The sequence below is a fragment of the Janthinobacterium sp. BJB301 genome, assembly GCF_002735685.1.
GTDB lineage: Bacteria > Pseudomonadota > Gammaproteobacteria > Burkholderiales > Burkholderiaceae_D > Janthinobacterium > Janthinobacterium lividum.
Genome location: NZ_PDZJ01000001.1, coordinates 90,516 through 108,715 on the forward strand (window position 1 = coordinate 90,516; position 18,200 = coordinate 108,715).

Consider the following 18,200-nt stretch of genomic DNA (forward strand, 5'->3'; position numbering starts at 1 on the left):
AAACTATTCCCATTGAAAGCCCGCAGCGTCGGCAAGTCAAGCGTGCACTTGCTTTACAGCAAAGAATGTAGCATCTGCCGTTAAAGGTACATGCTAAGGTGCATGCTGGCCGCTATCTTCCCCGTCGTCGGCCGTGTAGTCGACAAAGCCGTCGCGGCGGCAAAAGCTGGCCAGCTGCATGCCGGCCTGGCGCGCGATGCGGATGGCCAGCGAGGTGGGCGCCGAGATGGTGGCGACGAGCCCGATATGCATGCGCGCCGACTTGCGCACCAGTTCATAGCTGGCGCGGCTGGACAGGAAGACGAAGCCGTCGTGCATGGCGATGCGGTGCAGGGCCAGGTAGCCGATCAGCTTGTCCAGGCCGTTATGCCGGCCCACATCCTCGAACACTTTCACGATGGCGCCTTCGGCCGTGCACCAGGCGGCCGCGTGCACGCCGCCCGTCTTGTGCATCAGCTCTTGGTAGGGCAGCAGTTCGCGCGCGGCGCGGCCGAGGATGGCGCTGCTGGCGACCAGCGGCGGCAGGGGGCGCGTGATCTTTTCCGGCACCAGGTCCAGCAGGGCCAGGCTTTCGATGCCACACACGCCGCAACCGGTGCGCCCGGTCAGCGCGCGGCGGCGGGCCTTGAGCTTGATCAAATCCGGCTGCGCGATGGTCAGCCGCACTTCCGCGCTATCCTCGCCGCAACACACATCGAGGTCGTAGATGTCGCGCACGCTGCCGACGATGCCTTCGGTCAAGGTAAAGCCGACGGCGAATTCCTCCAGGTCGCGCGGCGTGGCCATCATCACCGCGTGGGCGATGCCGTTGTAGACGAGAGCTACCGGATACTCCTCGGCCACCATGTCGCGGCCCGCCGTGGCCACGTCCCCCTGGTGGCGCACCATGGGAACGTCCAGGTAACCGTCGCGTTCGATGGTGGTGATGTCGATATCGCATTCCATGATTTTTTCCTCCGGTTAATCGATCTGATAGCGCGGGCAGGGCCGTATCGAGGGCGGCAGCGGGTCGCCATGCAATTCCAGCAGCGAGCGTTCCGTTTCCCGCGTCATGGCGTTCAGGGCCAGGCAGTTGGGCGCCAGGCCGAACGGTTCGGCGATCTGCTGCGCGATGGCTTCCAGCGCAAACAGGGTGTAGGCGACAAAGACGGAAATGAGGGGCGTGGCCACGCCGATGGCGTCCACCAGGCCCAGCGGCAATAAAAAACAGTACATGTAGACGGTGCGGTGCACCAGCACGCCGTACGGATACGGTATCGGCGTGTTCTTGATGCGCTCGCAACCGGCCACGGTGGCGGCCAGGTCGTTGAGCTGGGTGTCGAGCATCCACAGCAGCTGCGCCTGGCCCGGCTGGCGCTGCACGGCGTCGTGCAGCATGGCCCGCACCGTGTGCAGCACGGCGACGGGCTTGAAGGCGATGCCCTGCAAGCGCTGCACTTCTTCGGCCGGCAGGTAGCGCGCCAGGTCTTCCTGCGGGTCCGTCTGGCGCAACTGGTGCTTGAGCGCGTAGACGAAGGCGATCAGCCGGTTCATCAGCAACTCATGGTCCAGGCCGCTCGTCTCCCGTGGCAGATACGTGATCGCTTGCGAAGCCAGGGCCCGCGCGGCGATCAGCAATTGCCCCCAGATATGCCGCGCCTCGACAAAGCGCGCATAGCTGGCGTTATTGCGAAAGCCGAGAAAGATCGCCAGGCTGATGCCGACCATGGGAAACGGCGCCGTATCGAGCGGAATCTTGACGCCGAAGATACGGCCATCCGTCAGCAGGGCCAGCGAACTGACGACCAGCATCAGCAGCAATTGCGGGATGATGGCTTGCAGCACCGAGCCATCCCAGACGAACAGCATGCGAAACCAGTTGGTGGTGGGGCGGATAATCATGATGGAATGCGCATGCCGTGATGCCGGTTAATGTTTCCGGGGCACGACTTTGCCCTCGAAGACGTAGTATTGGAACAGGTTGTAGCCGATCATGATCGGCAGCATGGAACCCATGCCGATCAGCATGAAGATCAAGGTCGGCTCATCGGATGCGGCCGCCGCGATGCTCAGCTTGCCCGGCACGAGGTCGGGGAAAAAGCTGATGGCCAGGCCCGCGAACGAGGCCAGGAACAGCACGATGGCACCGCGGAACGGTCCGCGCACGCCGTTTACATGCACGGCCCACAGGATGTAGATGAAGGCGCTGGCGGCGATGGCGGCCAGGGCCAGCAGCACGCCGAACACGCCCGGCTGCGCCCAGCGGTCGTGGCCGATGGCGCTGAAGACCATGGTGCCGGCCGACAGCACGATGGCGGCCGCGACAGTCGCCAGCACGCTGGCCGTGGCATAGCGGCGCGCCGCCGCTTCCAGCTGGCCGCCCGTCTTCTTGATCAGGTAAGTGCTGCCCAAGAGGCAATAACCGGCCACCACGCCCAGCGCCGTGCAGGCCGTGAAAATACCGCTCAGCCAGCCCGGCTGCAAGCCCGTGATGACCTCGCCCAGCACCACGCCTTGCGCCACGGCGGCCAGCAGGCTGCCCACGCCGAAGATCACATCCCACAGGCGCTTGTTGCCGGCCGCATGGCGGAACTCGATCGACGCGCCGCGCATGATCAGACTGGCGATCAGCAGCATGATGGGAATGTACAACTGCTCCAGCAAGGTGGCATAGGCGCTGGGAAAGGCGCCGAACAGGGCGCCGCCCACCACTACCAACCAGGTTTCGTTGGCGTCCCACACATGGGCGATCGATTGAAAGATCAGGTTGCGTTCCTGCTCGCGGCGGGTGAACAGGCTGAGGATGCCCACGCCCAGATCGAAGCCGTCCGTGACCACGTAAAAGATCAGCATCAGGCCGATCAGGCCGAACCAGGCATTGCCCAGCATGGCATGCGAATTCATATCCATTACACACTCCTCGTCAGATAGCGGCGCATTTCAATACCCCGCGGCATGGGCGGCGTCCGGCAGCGGCAGCGCCACGTCCGGGCCTTGCTGCAGCCATTTCTTGGCAAACACAAAGAAGGTGACGAACAGCACGATGTAAAACACGAAGAACATCAGCATGCTGCCGGCCACGGCGTGGGCTGCCACGTCGGAGACGGCGTCGCGCGTACGCAGCAAGCCATACACGACCCACGGCTGGCGTCCCACTTCGCGCACGATCCAGCCGCACTCGACGGCGATATACGGCAGCGGTATTGTCAGCACCCAGGCCAGCAGCAGTGTGCGCTTGCGCACGAACTCTTCCACGCGCCCGCCCACCTTGCGCCAGGCAACGAAGGTCCAGAACGACAGCAGCACGAACCACATGCCGATGCCGGCCATGGCGCGGAAGGCGTAGTACAGCAACGGCAGCATGGGCGGCTGGTCTGCGCGGGCGATGTCGGTCAGGCCCGTGATCTTGCCCGTGGTGCTATGCGTGGCAATCACGCTGAGCATGCCGGGCACTTCGATGGACCAGTCATTCTTTTGCTCCGCCTGGTTGGGCCAGGCCAGCAGGGACCAGGCCGCCCCTTCGCCATCGCGGTTCGTGTGCCAGTGGCCTTCGATGGCCGCGCCCTTGGCTGGCTGGGTCTTGAAGACGTCGACGCCGCTCGAATCGCCGAGCCAGACTTGCAAGGGTGCGATGACCAGCAGCAACATCAGCGCCAGCTTGAACGAGCGGGCGAAGAAGGCTGGTTCGCAGCGCTTGAACATATACCAGGCGGAAATGCCGGCGATGACGAACAAGCCCGTTTCCACGGCGGCCACCCACATGTGGCCCACGGCCCAGGCCATGTCGGGATTGAAGATGGCAGCCACGTAATCGGTGACGATGATCTTGCCGTCGACCACGCGCACGCCGGCCGGCGTCTGCATCCAGGAATTGGCGACCATGATCCAGAACGAGGAAATGCTGGACCCGAGCGCCACCATGCCGGTGGCAAACAGGTGCACGCCCTTCGGTACGCGGCCCCAGCCGAACATCATGATGCCGATGAAGCCCGCTTCCAGCATGAAGGCCATGGCGCCCTCGAAGCCGAGGATGTTGCCGATGAACTGGCCGGAATGGTGCGAAAACGGCGCCCAGTTGGTGCCGAACTGGAATTCCAGAGGAATCCCGCTGACGACGCCGACGGCAAAGTTCAGTACCAGCAGCTTGCTCCAGAAGCGCGCGTGGCGGTAGTAGACGGGGTCGCTGGTGCGCAGCCACAGCGCCTCGACAACAAACAGGAACAGCGACAGGCTGATCGTCAATATGGGCCACAGGATGTGGAAGATGGCCGTCATCGCAAATTGCGCGCGCGACAGGTCCAGGGTATCGAAACCGAACATGGCGTTCTCCTGTTCAGCTGACTGCGGCCGAAGGCGACAGCAGCACGGGGATGGATTTGAAGGTCGGTGTGCGCGAGCCTTCGCCCACGCTGTCGAGCGGCACCAGCGGATTGGTTTCCGGGTAGTAGGCACCGATGCAGCCGCGCGGAATGTCGTACTCGACCAGCAGGAAACGGTCGGCGCGGCGGGCTATGCCGTCATCCCACACGCCGATCAGGTCGACCCAGTCGCCGGCCGCAAAGCCCAGCATGGCCAGGTCGTCCTTGTTGATGAAGACGACCCGGCGCTGGCCGAACACGCCACGGTAGCGGTCGTCCATGGCGTAGATCGTCGTGTTGTACTGGTCGTGCGAACGCGTGGTCATCAGCACCATCAGGCGCTCGCCATATTGCTGGCGTGCACGGTGGATCGGCGTATCGAGTTCGATGGCGTTGACGAGGAATTGCGCCTTGCCGCTTTGCGTCTTCCACACGCGTTCGCGCGAGGCAATTTCCAGATGGAAGCCGCCCGGCTTGGCCACGCGCAAGTTGTAGTCGAAAAAGTCGTCGAACACTTGCTCGATGGAATCGCGCAGCAGCGCATAGTTGCCGGCATAGCGCAGCCAGTCGATCTTTTCGCTGCCCAGGGTCGCTTGCGCCATGCCGGCCACGATGGCGATTTCCGAGCGCAGGTTGGGCGAGGCGGGCTGGTTCATGCCGAACGAGATGTGCACCATGCTCATGGAATCCTCCACCGTCACGCCTTGCGCCACGCCCGCCTGCACGTCGATTTCCGTGCGTCCCAGGGTGGGCAGGATCAGCGCATCCTTGCCGTGCACCAGATGGCTGCGGTTGAGCTTGGTGGCGATATGCACGGTCAGGTCGCACGAGCGCAGCGCGTCCCACGTGCGCGGCGTGTCCGGCGTGGCCATCGAGAAATTGCCGCCGAGCGCGACAAACACTTTGACCTTTTTCTCCAGCATCGCGGCGATGGTGCCGACGGCGTCGTAGCCGTGGTGGCGCGGCGGCTCGAAGTTGAAGACCAGGCCCAGGCGGTCGAGGAATTCCTTGGTCGGCTGTTCCTCGATGCCCATGGTGCGGTCGCCCTGCACGTTCGAGTGGCCGCGCACGGGGCACAGTCCCGCGCCCCGTTTGCCGATATTGCCGCGCATCATCATCAAGTTCGACAGGATTTGCACGGTGGCCAGCGAATTCTTGTGCTGGGTCACGCCCATGCCCCAGGTGGCGATGACGGCCTTGCCCTTCACATAGATCTGCGTGAGCTCCTCGATCTTGTCGCGCGCCACGCCCGATTCGGACAGCAGCAAGTCCCAGCTTTCCGCGCGCAGGTCGGCCGCGAAAGCGTCGAAGCCCGTCGTGTGTTCGGCGATGAAATCGCAGTCGAGCACGCGTTCCTGGCCGTGGGCGATGGCCTCGTCATCGAGTTCGACGACGCGCTTGGCCATGGCCTTGATCAGCGCGAAGTCGCCGCCCAATGTCGGGCAGATGAACAGCGAACAGATGTTCGTGCTGCCGCCCGTCAGCATTTCCAGCGGATGCTGCGGGCTGGTGAAGCGCTCCAGGCCCCGTTCGTGCAGCGGATTGATGGAAACGATGGTGGCGCCGCGGCGCGACGCTTCGCGCAATTCGCCCAGCATGCGCGGGTGGTTGGTGGCTGGATTCTGGCCGAACAGCAACAGGGTGTCCGCGTGCTCGAAGTCGTCGAGCAGCACCGTGCCCTTGCCGATGCCGACCGTTTCCGGCAAGCCGCGGCTCGTGGCTTCGTGGCACAGGTTGGAGCAATCGGGGAAGTTATTGGTGCCGTAGGCGCGCACGAACAGTTGATACAGGAAGGCCGCTTCGTTGCTGGCGCGGCCCGACGTGTAGAAGGCGGCCTGGTTCGGGTCGTCCAGCGCGTGCAGGTGGTGCGCCACGAGGGCGAAGGCGTCGTCCCAGGAAATGGCCTGGTATTTGTCGCTGGCCGCGTCGTACACCATGGGGTCCGTCAAGCGGCCATGTTGTTCCAGATCATAGTCCGATTGCTCCATCAGTTCGGTGACAGTGTGTTCCTGGAAAAACTCCGGGCGCACGCGCTTGCTCGTCGATTCCGCGGCCACGGCCTTCACGCCGTTTTCGCAGAACTCAAACGTCGACGCGTGTTCGCGGTCGGGCCAGGCGCAGCCGGGACAGTCGAAACCGTCGGGTTGGTTTTGCTCGAACAGGGAGCGGTAATTGCCTGCGCTGACTTTTTCCTTGAACAGATTGATGGCCACATACTTGAGGGCACCCCAACCGGCCGCGGCATGGGTGTAGGGCGCGATGCGCGCGTCGGACTTTGGCTTGCTCATGATGACTCTCCTGGTGATATGCGATGGGACAATCACATGGTAGGGGCGGCGGACTGCCCCGTAGGCGCACAGTTCCGGACAAAAAAACAGAGTACAGATGGCAAGATGACGATGCCGGTCGCGCCGGCGCCGGCCGTGATTTATGATGTGGACAAGGAGAAAGATATGCAAAAGGAAGAAGGAATCGATGCGGCGCTGATCGCGCTGCTGGCGCTGCTGTGGCAAGCGCGCCAGGAGGCGCCGGTGAGACCATGGTCGCTGGCCAAGCTGGCCAAGCGGGCGGGGGTACAGATGAGCACTTTGCTGCGCCAGCTCAATGCGCTGTCCAGCGCGGGACTGGTGGTGGTCGCCACGGCGGAGAGCGGCGGCGGCAGCGCACTGCTCAGCGCGGCGGGCGCGGAACTGTGCGCCAGCGTCTTTACTGCACCGCCAGCGGAATAGATCGCGTCTGTACTCTATCGGCTGGCGCCGGACTGTACCTCTTTGCCTGCTTCCATTCGTCCTATGCTGGACACAGACGAATGCACATCAAGGGGGAAGCACAATGAATACCATCATGTATCCGCAGCCAGCGCTCTGGCAGCCAGACTATAGTGAGCCATGCGTGGACATGCTGGGCCGCCCCCTGACGGACTTGCGCATTTCCGTCATCGACCAGTGCAATTTCCGCTGCACCTATTGCATGCCGGCCGAGCTGTATCCCAGCGATTACCCGTTTCTTCCCTCCAGCGAGCGCCTGTCCTTCGCGCAGATCGAAACCATGGCGCGCGCCTTCGTGCGCCTCGGCGTCGATAAAATCCGCATCACGGGCGGCGAGCCGCTGCTGCGCAAGAACCTCGAACGGCTGATCGAAATGCTGGCGCGTCTCACCACGCCGGACGGGCGCGCCGTGAGCATCGCGCTGACGACGAATGGTAGCTTGCTGGCGGCCAAGGCGCGTTCGCTGAAGGATGCGGGCCTGGAGCGGGTCACCGTCAGCCTCGACAGTCTTGACAACGGTATTTTCCAGCGCATGAATGGCGTCGATTTTCCTGTCGAGAAAGTGCTGCACGGTATCGAGGTAGCGCAAGCCGTGGGCTTGAACCCAGTGAAGGTCAACATGGTGGTGCAGAAAGGTGTCAACGATAGCCAGATCGTCCCGCTGGCGCGCCATTTCCGCCACACGGGCGTGATCCTGCGCCTGATCGAATTCATGGACGTGGGCGGCATCGGCGCCTGGTCGCGCACGCATGTCGTCACGTCCGAGGCGGCGCGCGCGCTGATCGCCGCCGCATTCCCCCTCGTGCCGCTGGGCGAAGGCAAGCCTGTCCTGCACGAAACGGCCAGCCGCTACCGTTATCTCGATGGCGGCGGCGAAGTGGGCTTCATTTCCAGCGTGTCGCAGCCGTTCTGCGGCGACTGCAGCCGCGTGCGCGTGTCGTCGGACGGCAAACTGTTTACCTGCCTGTTTGCCCACGACGGCCTTGACCTGCGGCCCCGGCTTGATTCCGCGCAAGGTCTGGAAAGCCTGTTGCGCCAGCACTGGCAGCGCCGTGGCGACCGCTACTCGGAAGTGCGCGGCGCGCTGGCCCAGGTTGGCGGGCGCAAGCAGTATCCCACCGTGCGCATGTCGCTGGTGGGCGGATAACTGGTTTACAACGCCTAGTAAAACCGTAGCGAGCGGAAGTAAGTTGTGGCTAAGAAGCGCAACTGTACGAAGGTACAGTGAGCATCGCAGGCCGCAAATTACGACGCGCAGTAGGTTTTGATAGGTGTTATTAGAGGAATTCGGTGATGAGCTTACCGAGCAGGATGATTGCCTGTTCCACACCCACGCTCCACGGATAGCTGTAGTTGAGGCGGATGCAATGCTTGTAGGCCTGGCTGACGGAAAACATGCGTCCCGGACCCACGGTGATCTTGCATTCCAGCGCGCGCCGGTACAACTGCATGGAATCTATATTGCCGGGCAGCTCCACCCACAGCACGTAGCCGCCCTGCGGGTGCGAGATTTTCGTGCCGGCAGGAAAGAAGCGCAGCACGGCGGCCGCCATGATGCGCGCCTGCTGGGCATAAGCCTTGCGGGTGCGGCGCAGATGCTGTTCGTAGCCGTCGTTTTGCAGGTATTCGGCAATGGCCAGCTGCGGAAACGAGGACGTGGCCAGGGTATTGAGGAATTTGAGCTCTTCCACCTTGCCCCGGTAGCGTCCGGCCAGAGCCCAGCCCACGCGCTGCGCCGAACTGAGGCTCTTGGAAAACGAGGAGCAGTGCAGCACCAGGCCCTTGCGGTCGTACGATTTGAGCGAGGACGGATGGGCATCGCCGTAATACAGTTCGTTGTAGACGCCGTTTTCGATGGCGGGCACGTCGTGCTGCTCCAGCAGCTGGTACAGGGCCCGCTTGCGCTGGTCGGACATCTGAAAGCCCAGCGGATTCTGGAAGTTCGGCATCACCATGACGGCGGCGATCGGCTGGCGGGCCATGATGTCGGCCAGCGCCTTGATGCTGATGCCGTCGTACGGATCGGTGGATACTTCCACCACCTTCATGCCCAGCCGTTCGACGGCCATCAGCATGGCATAGAAGGTGGGCGACTCGACGGCGATGGTGTCGCCCGGCTTGGCCACGGCTTGCAGGCACAGGTTGATCGCTTCCGTGGCGCCCACGGTGACGATGATTTCGTCGGGATCGACGGCCAGGCCGTTTTCCAGGTAGCGGCGGGCGATTTCGCGGATCAGCTGCGGGTTACCCGGCGGCAGGTCGTCCGTCACGTTCCACGCGCGGTTGCGGCGCGCCACGGCGCCCGCATACTGGTTGATGCGTTCCCAGGGAAACAGCGACGGATCGGGGTATGGCGAGCCCAGCGGGATGGCGTCGTGCAGGCCGATCGAGCGCAGGGTCGACAGCACCAGGCGGCTGACGTGCACTTCCGCCGGCACGGGGCTGGGGTGCGACGCCTGCATGCACATGGCGGGCGCGGCCGTGTCGCTGGCGCGCGGGCGCACGAAGTAGCCGGACTGGGGGCGGCTTTCTATCACGCCCATGCTTTCCAGCTTGACGTAGGCGCGCAGCACCGTGGTGATGCTCAGCTTGTGTTGCTGGCTGGCCTGGCGCACGGAGGGAATGCGTTCGCCGGGCAAGAGCACGCCCTTGGCCACCAGTTGCTCGATGTCGCTGACGAGCTTTTCATACAATTTCATGCAATGGTATCCATTCTTTGATTCTTGCTCTACGTCATTGCATTATCTTCCAATTCATGAGGGAGGTATGCTTGCAATGAACGCATGTTGTCGAAATGGAACTGTCATCCCGTACTTCTGGTTTACCATCCACATAGAAAACGAAAAAAGGAATATTGGTCATGGCAATTCCACAAAGCATGCTGTCCGTCGTCGCGCGCGACGAAGTGCATTTGCAGTTCAATGTGAAGGCCGGCGTTGAACCGGAGCAGCTGTTCAAGGTGCTGGGCAAGCTGTGGGAGTCCGAGGTCACGGGCATCCTGGACCCCACCCTGAATCGCCACCATCAGTTGACGGGCGGTACCGCCAACGTGGTACTGGGATTCAAGCCCGAGCTGTGGCGCGCCGCTTGCCCGGGTTGCGTGCCGGACAATATGGCGTCGTTCGGGCAAGACCTGGTGGGCGCCAACGGCAAGACGGCGCCGGCCGCCCAGCACGATTTCTGGGTCCGGATCACGCAGTCGAACGCGGCCACCCTGTACGACAGCATGCGCACGACGCTCACTTTGCTGAGTCCTTTCGCCGAGCTGGCCAGCGAGCAGGTGTGTTTTCCGTATCACAATAACGTGACGTTTGACGGCTTTGCCGACGGCGTCGCCAACCCGAATCCGTTTCGCGCCAACGGCGTGGCCATCATTCCGGACGGTGAAGCGGGCGCGGGCGGCTCCACCGTGCTGCTGCAAAAATGGCGTATGGATGTGGAGCGCCTGCGCGCCTTGCCCGTGCACGCGGCGGAGCAGGTGTGGGGCCGCACCAAGGCCGGCAGCCATGAATTGTCGCCGCTGCCCGTCGATTCCCACGTGGGCCGTAACCAGTTCATCCGCGATGGCGAGGAAGTCGATATCGTGCGCCGCAACGCCAATTACGCCAATGCCAGCGAGGCGGGCGTCATGTTTGTCGGTTTCTGCAAGGACATCACGGTGACCATGGGCATGCTGCGGCAAATGTACGGCGTAGGCTATGATGGCGTCACCAAGACGGACCGGCTGCTGGATTTTTCCACGGCGCTGTCGTCGGCGATCTATTTTGTGCCCAGCATCGATGCCTTGCTGGCCGTGGGTATTTCGCCGGCGGATCCCGGCTGAGGGCCGTCCCGGCGGTTCCTATTTTTACTTTAAAGGAGTTTTCCATGCGTATTCGTCCCGCCACATTGCTGTCCGCCCTGATCTTCGGCAGCGTCGTCTTCAGCGCTTCCGCCTCCGCCGTCGGCCTGGGTTTCCTGGCCGATACGCCCATGGCTTACCTGAACAAGAACGACAAGCCCGTCTTCGTGAAGGCCGTCACCGACGTGCTCAATGACAAGAAGGATGGCGAAACCGTGCAATGGAGCAATGAAGGCTTGCGCAATTCCGTGCGCATCGCCGCCGAGATCACGGCCAGCGACACGGAAAAGACGGATGCGCAAACATGCCGCAAGGTGCAGGTTGCCTTGAACGCCAAGGGCCAGGAACAGACCCTCAAGCTGAAGGTCTGCAAGGCCGGCACGGCCGCGTGGAAAGTGGCGAAGAGCTGATTGCCCGTGCATTTCCCTTGCCGGTTCTGCACCGGCAAGGTGCGACTTTCTCATAAGTAAGTGTTGCAGCGGTTAGAATCACGCTTTACCCTCACTTTTCTCACCTGCATGCAGCAAAGTCGCCTCCTGTTTTTCCGCCTGGCCGGCCAGTTTCGCCGCTATGGCGCCATCGTTGCCGCCACCTTGCTGGCCGTGGGCGTGGCGTCCGCCACCGATGTGTTGTTAATCCGCCAGTTGCAAAACGTCGTCGATGCCATGCGCGCGACGGCCAGCACGCAGGTCGCGCCCGTGTCCGGCGTGATGGGCATGCTGCAGGGCTGGGTCGACCGTTTCTTGCCTGCACAGGCAGGGCAGGTGGACCTGTGGGTGATTCCCGCCACTATCCTGGGCCTGGCCGTGCTGCGCATGGTGTCGAGCTTTGCCGGCGATTATGGTTCCGTCTGGCTATCGAGCCGGGTGCAGGCCGACCTGCGCGAAAAGATGTTCGCCACCATCATGCGTCTGCCCAGCCGCTTTTTCGATACCACCACCACCAGCCTGACGCAGTCGCGCGTGGCGTTCGACGCCAGCCAGGTGTCGCAGGCGGGCTTGAACGTGCTCAACGTGATGGTGCGCGACTCCGTCGCCACCGTCGGCTACCTGATCCTGCTATTCAGCATCGACGTGAAACTGGCCCTGTTCTGCATGGCCTCGATGCCCATCGTGGCCATCGTCGTGACCCTGGCGGGACGCCGCATGCGCCATCTGAGCAAGAGTTCGCAGCAAGCCGTGGGCGAGCTGACGTCCGTGCTGGACGAAAGCATAGCCGGCCAGCGCGTCGTGAAAATCTTTGGCGGGCAAGATTATGAACAGGCGCGCTTCGTCGACGTGGTCAAGCGCAACCGCCAGCTGGCCGTCAAGCACGCGGCTACCTCGGCCATGAATTCCGGCTTCATCATGATGCTTGTCGGTATTACCCTGTCATCCGTGATCTATTTCGCCATGCTGCGCGCGCAAAGCGGCGCCATCACGCCGGGCGCCTTCGTCGCGTTCATGGGCGCGCTGATGGCCATGCAGTCGCCGATCAAGAATTTGACGAAGATCAATGAGCCGCTGCAGCGGGGCCTGGCTGCGGCCGAGTCCGTTTTTGGTTTGATCGACACGCCGCTGGAACCGGACCCGGGCACAGTGGCCCCGGCCGCGGTGCAGGGCAATTTGTCCTTGCAGAATGTGCATTTCCGCTACAACAGCGACGATCCCGATGCGCCCACGGCCTTGAGCAATATCACGCTCGACATCCGCGCCGGCGAAACGGTGGCCCTGGTGGGCGGCTCCGGCGGCGGCAAGACAACCTTGCTGGGCTTGCTGCCGCGCTTCTATGACGTCAGCGGCGGCCAGATCCTGCTCGACGGCGTCGACGTGCGCGACTACGCCTTGCTGGCCCTGCGGCGCCAGTTCGCCCTCGTCAGCCAGGATGTGATCCTGTTCAATGACACGATGGCGGCGAATATCGCGTATGGCGACCCGGCCCCGGACCAGGACCGCATCGAAGCATCGGCGCGCGCCGCCTACGCCCACGACTTCATCATGCAACTGCCGCAAGGCTACGACACCCAGGCGGGGCAGAACGGTTCGCGCCTGTCGGGCGGACAACGCCAGCGCCTGGCCATCGCCCGCGCCCTGTACAAGGATGCGCCGATTTTGCTGCTCGACGAAGCGACCAGCGCGCTGGACACGGAGTCGGAGCGCTCCGTGCAGGCCGCGCTGGAAGTGCTGATGCGCAACCGCACCACCATCGTCATCGCCCACAGGCTGTCGACCATCGAAAGTGCCGACCGCATCGTCGTCATGCAGGGCGGGCGCCTGGTGGAATCGGGCAGCCATGCGGACTTGCTGCAGCAGGGCGGCGCGTATGCGCGCCTGCATGCGAGCCAGCTATCTCCCGTCAAGGATGCCCTGGGCTGACGCCTGGCCCATCCTGCGCCTGCCCATGCGCCAGGCCGGAGCCGGACCAGCAGGTCCGTCCCGGCCTTTTTTCATGGGGTGTCAATCGTGCCTGTGGCGACCGGCGCTTGCCTTTATGATGGCAGCCGCAAAGCAACATGAACAATGGAGCAACATGAAGAATCAACAGACAATGCGCTGGCTGCTGGCCGCCGCGCTGGGTATGAGTACGGCCTTGCCGCTGGCGGCACAGGAAGATACGCCGTCGTCGGCAACGGCTTCCCATCACGCGCAAGAAGAGGACAGGACCATGTATCTGGATGAAAATTTCATGCCCAGCAACGAGCGTCGCGCCGTGTATGCGCTGCGCACGCCGCCCATGCGCGACGAGGCGCTGGGCGCCTGGCATGTACGGCTGGAATTTCCCGACACGCCGGGCGTGCTGGCCTTTGAAACCTATGCCACGGACCTGGACCTGAGCCAGGTCAAATTCGTGAAGTTTCGCAAGTACTACTACGAGAATGGCCAACTGCTGCGTGAAACCTATTTCAATGCCCAGGGCGAGGAGCTGCTCGGCGGCAGTGTGTACTTCGAGAGTGGGCAGGTCCAGCAGCGGGTGACCGCCTTGCCGAATGGGCGCGACAGCATATCGGAAAGGTATCACCAGAATGGCCAGCTGATGAGCCGCACGCTGTATCACGGCGACGAGATGGCCGATGGCGAGCAAGTGTCGTATGGCGCGAACGGGGCCGTCAGCAACCGCTCGTATCGACACCATGGCCAGATGGATGGTGTGGAGGAATCGTTTTATGCCGATGGCAAGCTGTTCCGGAAGGGGCGGTACGTCAATGGCCAGCGCGAGGGCGAGTTCGTCATGTACGCGCAGGATGGCAAGGTGCTGGCCCGGACCGTCTGGGTGCACGGCCAACCCGACGGCTGGTCGTTTGAAAGCCATGGCAATGGCGTCGTGTCGAACAAGACGCTGTACCAGAAAGGCGCCGTGCTCAGCTTGCAAACGTGGGCCCCGAGTGGCCGGCCCGTGTTTGCCTGGCAAAAAGACGCGCAGGGGCGCGACCACGGCGACACGACGGATTGGCATGCCAACGGCGCGCGCGCCAGCGTGACCCCGTTTGTCGAAGGCCAGCGCCACGGCTTGCTGCAGACCTGGTACGACGATGGCAGCCTGCGGCAGATCGTGCCGTACGAACACGGCAAGAAGCACGGCATCGAGCGCCACTGGGACAAGGCCGGCAAGCTGGTGCTGGAACAGGCGTGGCAAGCCGGAGAGCCAGTTTCCATGCGCTAGGAGTCGTCCGCCTTTGCAGGTATCATGCAGGGATTCCGGCCCGCCAGCAGGCGTGAAGCCGGCGGGATAACTGGAGGCAATGGTGGTGGAAGCGGAAGTATCGGCGATGGCCAGGGCGCAAGGCATGGCCTTGCAAAACATGCGCGTCGTGATGCGCGCGGCGCAGCGCCACTCGGCGCAGATCGAGAAGCAATGCGGCGTATCGGGCGCGCAATTGTGGGTGATGCAGGAATTGCTGGAGCGGCCGGGCCTGCGCATGGGCGAGCTGGCCAGCAAGATGTCGATCCACCAGACGACGGCCAGCAACCTGGTTGAGGCGCTAGTCAAAAAAGCCTATGTGCGTAAGGCGCGCGACCAGCCCGACCAGCGCGTGGTGACCCTGACCCTGACGGCGGAAGGGCAGACCGTGATCGCCGGCGCGCCGCAGCCGGCGCGCGGCTTGCTGCCCAGCGCGCTGAGCCAGCTCGATGCCGACAGCCTGGCGCACCTGAACCAGGGCTTGAGCGCCTTGCTGGCCGTTGTCGCTCCCGATGACAGGCAGGCGGGCATGCAGCCATTTCCGTTCACCATGTAATCCCTGGCAAGCGTGCGGCTGGACCGCCGCGCTTGCCATTATCATCGGCGCTGTCGCACCGTTGATGAAAGCACGCATTGAAGATATTTACTTCCGTTTTGCTGGCCACCGTCCTGGCCGGTTCTTCCACCATTTGCATGGCCAATGAGTTGGCCATCCCGGCTTTGCCTTCCGGGCAGTCGCCGGCCTCCCTCTATTTCGACGCGGATTACCAGCCCGCTGCGCCCGCTGTGGCCATGTACGAGCAGCGCGCACCGTTGCACCACGATGCGGCCCGCCAGGCCTGGCATTGGCAGCTGCATTTCGCGCAGCCGCCAGGCAAGCTGCACATGGATGCCTGGCTGCGCAGCACGGACCTGGCGTCGCCCGGTTACGTCTACCAGCGCAGCGTGTATTTCGCCGATGGCCAGCTGGGCTTGCTGGAAGAGCGCAATGGGGAAGGAGACTTCGATGGCGTGACCGTCGCGTACTATGCGGACGGCACGGTGAAAAGCCGCAAGGCTTACCGCGCAGGCGAGTACGAAGGCTTGCATAGCCACTATCATGCGAATGGCCAGCTGAGGCATGCATTGCTGTATCACGCGGGCCAGCCCGCCGATGGCGAATTCCTGAGCTTTGACGAGCATGGCCAGGTCAGCAACCGCGCGCATTTCGTCGATGGCGTGCTGACCGGTGAAGTGACGGCGTTTCATCCGAATGGCAGGCTGGCCGAGCGGGGACCGTATCTGGACGGCCAGCGCAACGGCCTGCACCAGGCCTGGTGGCCGGACGGCCGTGAAATGTCGCGCCTCAATTTCCTGCATGGCAAGCCGCAGGGCTGGTCGCTGCTGTATTTCGCGAATGGCCAGCTGGACCAGAAAAACCTGTTCGAGGATGGCGTCATGCTGAGCACGCAAAGCTGGCGCGACGATGGCACGCCGCTGCGCCAGCGTCAGCAGGATGAGCAGGGCCGCGCGCAGGGCGAGGACAGGCAATGGCATGCGAACGGCAAGCTGGCCCGGCTCGTTGCCTACCATGATGACGTGCCGCATGGCGCCTGGCGGGAGTGGCATGCGGACGGCTCGCCCCGCCATGCCGTGGATTACGTGCACGGGCGCAAGCAGGGCCTGGAACGGGCCTGGGCCGGCGACGGCACGCGCACCATCTGCGAGTGGCAGGATGGCCGCTTGCTGCGTGCCTGCCGCAATTTCTAGCTTGCTGCCGCTGGCAAGCGTTGCAATTGCAGCTGCGCCAGCGCTCCGTACAGCGGTTCGCTGAGTACGCGCGAGACCGTGCTGGCGACGACGGCGCAGGCCATCAGGCTCAGCACCATGCCGTGGCCGTCGACCATTTCCATGACAATGATGAAGGCTGTCAGCGGCGCCTGCGTGGCGGCGGCCAGGAAGCCCACCATGCCCAGCGCGATCAGGGCCGGCGCGTGCGGGTAGTGCAGCAGCACGGCGATATCGTGGCCAATGCCGGCGCCGATGGCCAGGGACGGCGCGAAGATGCCCGCAGGCACGCCCGACCAGACGGTCAGCCACGTCGCCACATACTTGAAGGCAACAAAGGCGGGGGAGGCGTCACTGGCGCCTTCCAGCATGGCGCGCGTGGCCACGGTGCCGCTGCCGAACGTGGCGCCGTGGCTGGCGATGCCGATGGCCGCCACCAGCACGCCGCAGACGGCGGCGAACAGCACGGGCCGGCCTGTTCTCCACGCAGACAATTTTCCCAGTGGATTGCCCCGGGCGGAGGCCAGCAGCAGCCGGGCGAACAGGCCGCCCGCCACGCCCGCGACCAGGGTCACGAGTAAACCCGGCAAGGCCAGCGCCAGGCCGATGGGGCCGGGGTGGATGATGCCGAAGTGGGTGGCGTTGCCGTGGATCGACACGGCCATCATGCCGGCCAGTACGATGCCGGCGACGATGAGGCCGCTGTTGCGCTGTTCCGGCGAGCGTGACAGTTCCTCGATGGCAAACATGACGCCCGCCAGCGGCGTGTTGAAGGCGGCCGCGATGCCGGCCGCGCCACCGGCCACCAGCAGGGAATGGGCGCTCACCTGCGAGTGACGGGGCAGCCAGCGGCGCGCGGCCAGCATCACGCCGGCGGCGATCTGCACGGACGGCCCTTCGCGCCCCAGGGACAATCCCCCCAGCAAGCCGCCGGTCGTCAGGCAGATTTTCGCGGCACTGAGTTTCAACGAGACAAACAAGGAGCGCTGTTCCGGCGCCACGGCCGGGTCCAGGGTGGCCATCACTTGCGGGATGCCGGAACCGGCCGCACCCATCGCGTAGCGGCGCGTCAGCCAGACCAGCACGGCGGCGCAGGCCGGCGTCCACAGCAGGGCGAACCACCAGGCCTTGCCGTTAAAGAACAGAAACAAGTCCAGCGCTTCTTCCGCCAGCCACGTAAAGCCCACGACGACGAGGCCCGCGATGGCAGCCATGCCGACGACGACGGCGCGCGACCACCACAGGCGCGGGTTGGCAAATTCATGCTTGAAGGCAGAGGGAATATCGTGCAAGTGCTTCATTGCGGCAAGTCCAGGAAGGGGCGCGCAGGGCGTCGGGGAGACTTGCCATTATATAGATGTATTTGTTCAAATGTATTTCCTGTGCCTTATTTGTGGGCAAGAGGCGACAACAGCTTCGCCTCGGCCAGGAAATCGACGAGAGCCCGTACTTTCGGCGCCAGGTGCGGTCCGGACGGCCACAGCAGCCAGCAGCTGTGGGCTGGATGGTCGGCGATCGCGTAGTCCCTCAGCACCTCGACCAGGCTGCCGTCGGCGAGCGCGCTGCGCACATGAAAGTCGGGCAGCCAGGCGATGCCCAGGCCTTGCCGGGCGAAGTGCAGGCGTGCTTCCACGTTGTTGCACACCATCGACAAAGGCAAGTCCGGTAGCGACGCCTCGGCTTCCTGGTGCAGTTGCCATTGTTCGACCTTGCCGTTGTGGCGGAAGCGGTAGTGCAGGCAAGTATGGTGTTGCAGATCAAGAGGACAGCGCCTGTCGCCGATGGATGCCGCCACCGTGTTGCGCGCGCATGCCCTGCTGGAGCGGGGCG

The 18,200-nt window shown here is 63.7% G+C and carries 16 protein-coding genes; 8 read left to right on the plus strand and 8 right to left on the minus strand.

The window, feature by feature from the left end:
* Window positions 1-93: 93 nt before the first annotated feature.
* From fdhD to CSQ91_RS00460, 5 genes are read right to left on the minus strand one after another with little or no spacing between them, the layout of a single operon-like run.
* Window positions 94-945: a formate dehydrogenase accessory sulfurtransferase FdhD gene (gene fdhD / locus CSQ91_RS00440; RefSeq protein ID WP_373630397.1), complete on the minus strand. Its 852-nt coding sequence runs from the start codon at window positions 943-945 to the stop codon at window positions 94-96.
* A gap of 15 nt (window positions 946-960) precedes the next feature.
* Complete coding sequence (locus tag CSQ91_RS00445) at window positions 961-1,881, minus strand: bestrophin family protein (protein ID WP_099387087.1); 921 nt, start codon at window positions 1,879-1,881, stop codon at window positions 961-963.
* A gap of 27 nt (window positions 1,882-1,908) precedes the next feature.
* Complete coding sequence (locus CSQ91_RS00450) at window positions 1,909-2,889, minus strand: cytochrome d ubiquinol oxidase subunit II (RefSeq protein WP_034786652.1); 981 nt, start codon at window positions 2,887-2,889, stop codon at window positions 1,909-1,911.
* A gap of 30 nt (window positions 2,890-2,919) precedes the next feature.
* On the minus strand, window positions 2,920-4,299 hold the full coding sequence (locus tag CSQ91_RS00455) for a cytochrome ubiquinol oxidase subunit I (RefSeq protein ID WP_099387088.1): 1,380 nt from the start codon (window positions 4,297-4,299) through the stop codon (window positions 2,920-2,922).
* 13 nt (window positions 4,300-4,312) lie between these two features.
* The gene (locus CSQ91_RS00460; RefSeq protein ID WP_099387089.1) at window positions 4,313-6,625 is read right to left on the minus strand and encodes an FdhF/YdeP family oxidoreductase; all 2,313 of its coding nucleotides are present in this window, start codon (window positions 6,623-6,625) and stop codon (window positions 4,313-4,315) included.
* A 165-nt stretch (window positions 6,626-6,790) separates the two neighbouring features.
* Between CSQ91_RS00460 and CSQ91_RS00465 the strand changes: the two genes are divergently transcribed.
* Together CSQ91_RS00465 and moaA are read left to right on the plus strand one after the other, a co-directional pair.
* On the plus strand, window positions 6,791-7,066 hold the full coding sequence (locus CSQ91_RS00465) for a helix-turn-helix domain-containing protein (protein WP_099388509.1): 276 nt from the start codon (window positions 6,791-6,793) through the stop codon (window positions 7,064-7,066).
* 115 nt (window positions 7,067-7,181) lie between these two features.
* Window positions 7,182-8,252 (plus strand): GTP 3',8-cyclase MoaA, encoded by a 1,071-nt coding sequence (gene moaA, locus CSQ91_RS00470; protein ID WP_257217314.1) that lies wholly within the window; start codon window positions 7,182-7,184, stop codon window positions 8,250-8,252.
* 130 nt (window positions 8,253-8,382) lie between these two features.
* Here the strand turns inward: moaA and CSQ91_RS00475 are convergent, their stop codons facing one another.
* Window positions 8,383-9,804 carry an aminotransferase-like domain-containing protein gene (locus CSQ91_RS00475; protein WP_099387091.1) on the minus strand — a complete coding sequence of 474 codons (1,422 nt, stop codon included), beginning with the start codon at window positions 9,802-9,804 and terminating at the stop codon, window positions 8,383-8,385.
* Between the two features lie 161 nt (window positions 9,805-9,965).
* On the opposite strand from CSQ91_RS00475, the gene CSQ91_RS00480 reads away from it, so the two are divergent.
* From CSQ91_RS00480 to CSQ91_RS00505, 6 genes are all read left to right on the plus strand, one after another.
* Window positions 9,966-10,928, plus strand: coding sequence for a Dyp-type peroxidase (locus CSQ91_RS00480; RefSeq protein WP_099387092.1), 963 nt, complete (start codon window positions 9,966-9,968; stop codon window positions 10,926-10,928).
* Between the two features lie 44 nt (window positions 10,929-10,972).
* Window positions 10,973-11,356, plus strand: a complete 384-nt coding sequence (locus CSQ91_RS00485; protein ID WP_070255181.1) for a hypothetical protein — start codon at window positions 10,973-10,975, stop codon at window positions 11,354-11,356.
* A 108-nt stretch (window positions 11,357-11,464) separates the two neighbouring features.
* Window positions 11,465-13,300 (plus strand): lipid A export permease/ATP-binding protein MsbA, encoded by a 1,836-nt coding sequence (gene msbA / locus CSQ91_RS00490; protein WP_034786660.1) that lies wholly within the window; start codon window positions 11,465-11,467, stop codon window positions 13,298-13,300.
* Between the two features lie 154 nt (window positions 13,301-13,454).
* On the plus strand, window positions 13,455-14,585 hold the full coding sequence (locus CSQ91_RS00495; protein ID WP_180278307.1) for a toxin-antitoxin system YwqK family antitoxin: 1,131 nt from the start codon (window positions 13,455-13,457) through the stop codon (window positions 14,583-14,585).
* A gap of 79 nt (window positions 14,586-14,664) precedes the next feature.
* A complete protein-coding gene (locus tag CSQ91_RS00500) occupies window positions 14,665-15,159 on the plus strand; it encodes a MarR family winged helix-turn-helix transcriptional regulator (protein ID WP_099387094.1) in 495 nt (164 codons plus the stop codon).
* A 77-nt stretch (window positions 15,160-15,236) separates the two neighbouring features.
* Window positions 15,237-16,352: a toxin-antitoxin system YwqK family antitoxin gene (locus tag CSQ91_RS00505; protein WP_143450911.1), complete on the plus strand. Its 1,116-nt coding sequence runs from the start codon at window positions 15,237-15,239 to the stop codon at window positions 16,350-16,352.
* Here the strand turns inward: CSQ91_RS00505 and CSQ91_RS00510 are convergent.
* Both CSQ91_RS00510 and CSQ91_RS28825 read right to left on the minus strand, forming a co-directional pair.
* Entirely contained in the window at window positions 16,349-17,671 is a 1,323-nt protein-coding gene (locus tag CSQ91_RS00510) for a chloride channel protein (RefSeq protein ID WP_099387096.1), read from the minus strand. The two genes, CSQ91_RS00505 and CSQ91_RS00510, sit on opposite strands and share 4 nt — an antisense overlap.
* An 86-nt stretch (window positions 17,672-17,757) precedes the next feature.
* Window positions 17,758-18,165 (minus strand): LysR substrate-binding domain-containing protein, encoded by a 408-nt coding sequence (locus CSQ91_RS28825; RefSeq protein ID WP_180278308.1) that lies wholly within the window; start codon window positions 18,163-18,165, stop codon window positions 17,758-17,760.
* Between the last annotated feature and the right edge of the window lie 35 nt (window positions 18,166-18,200).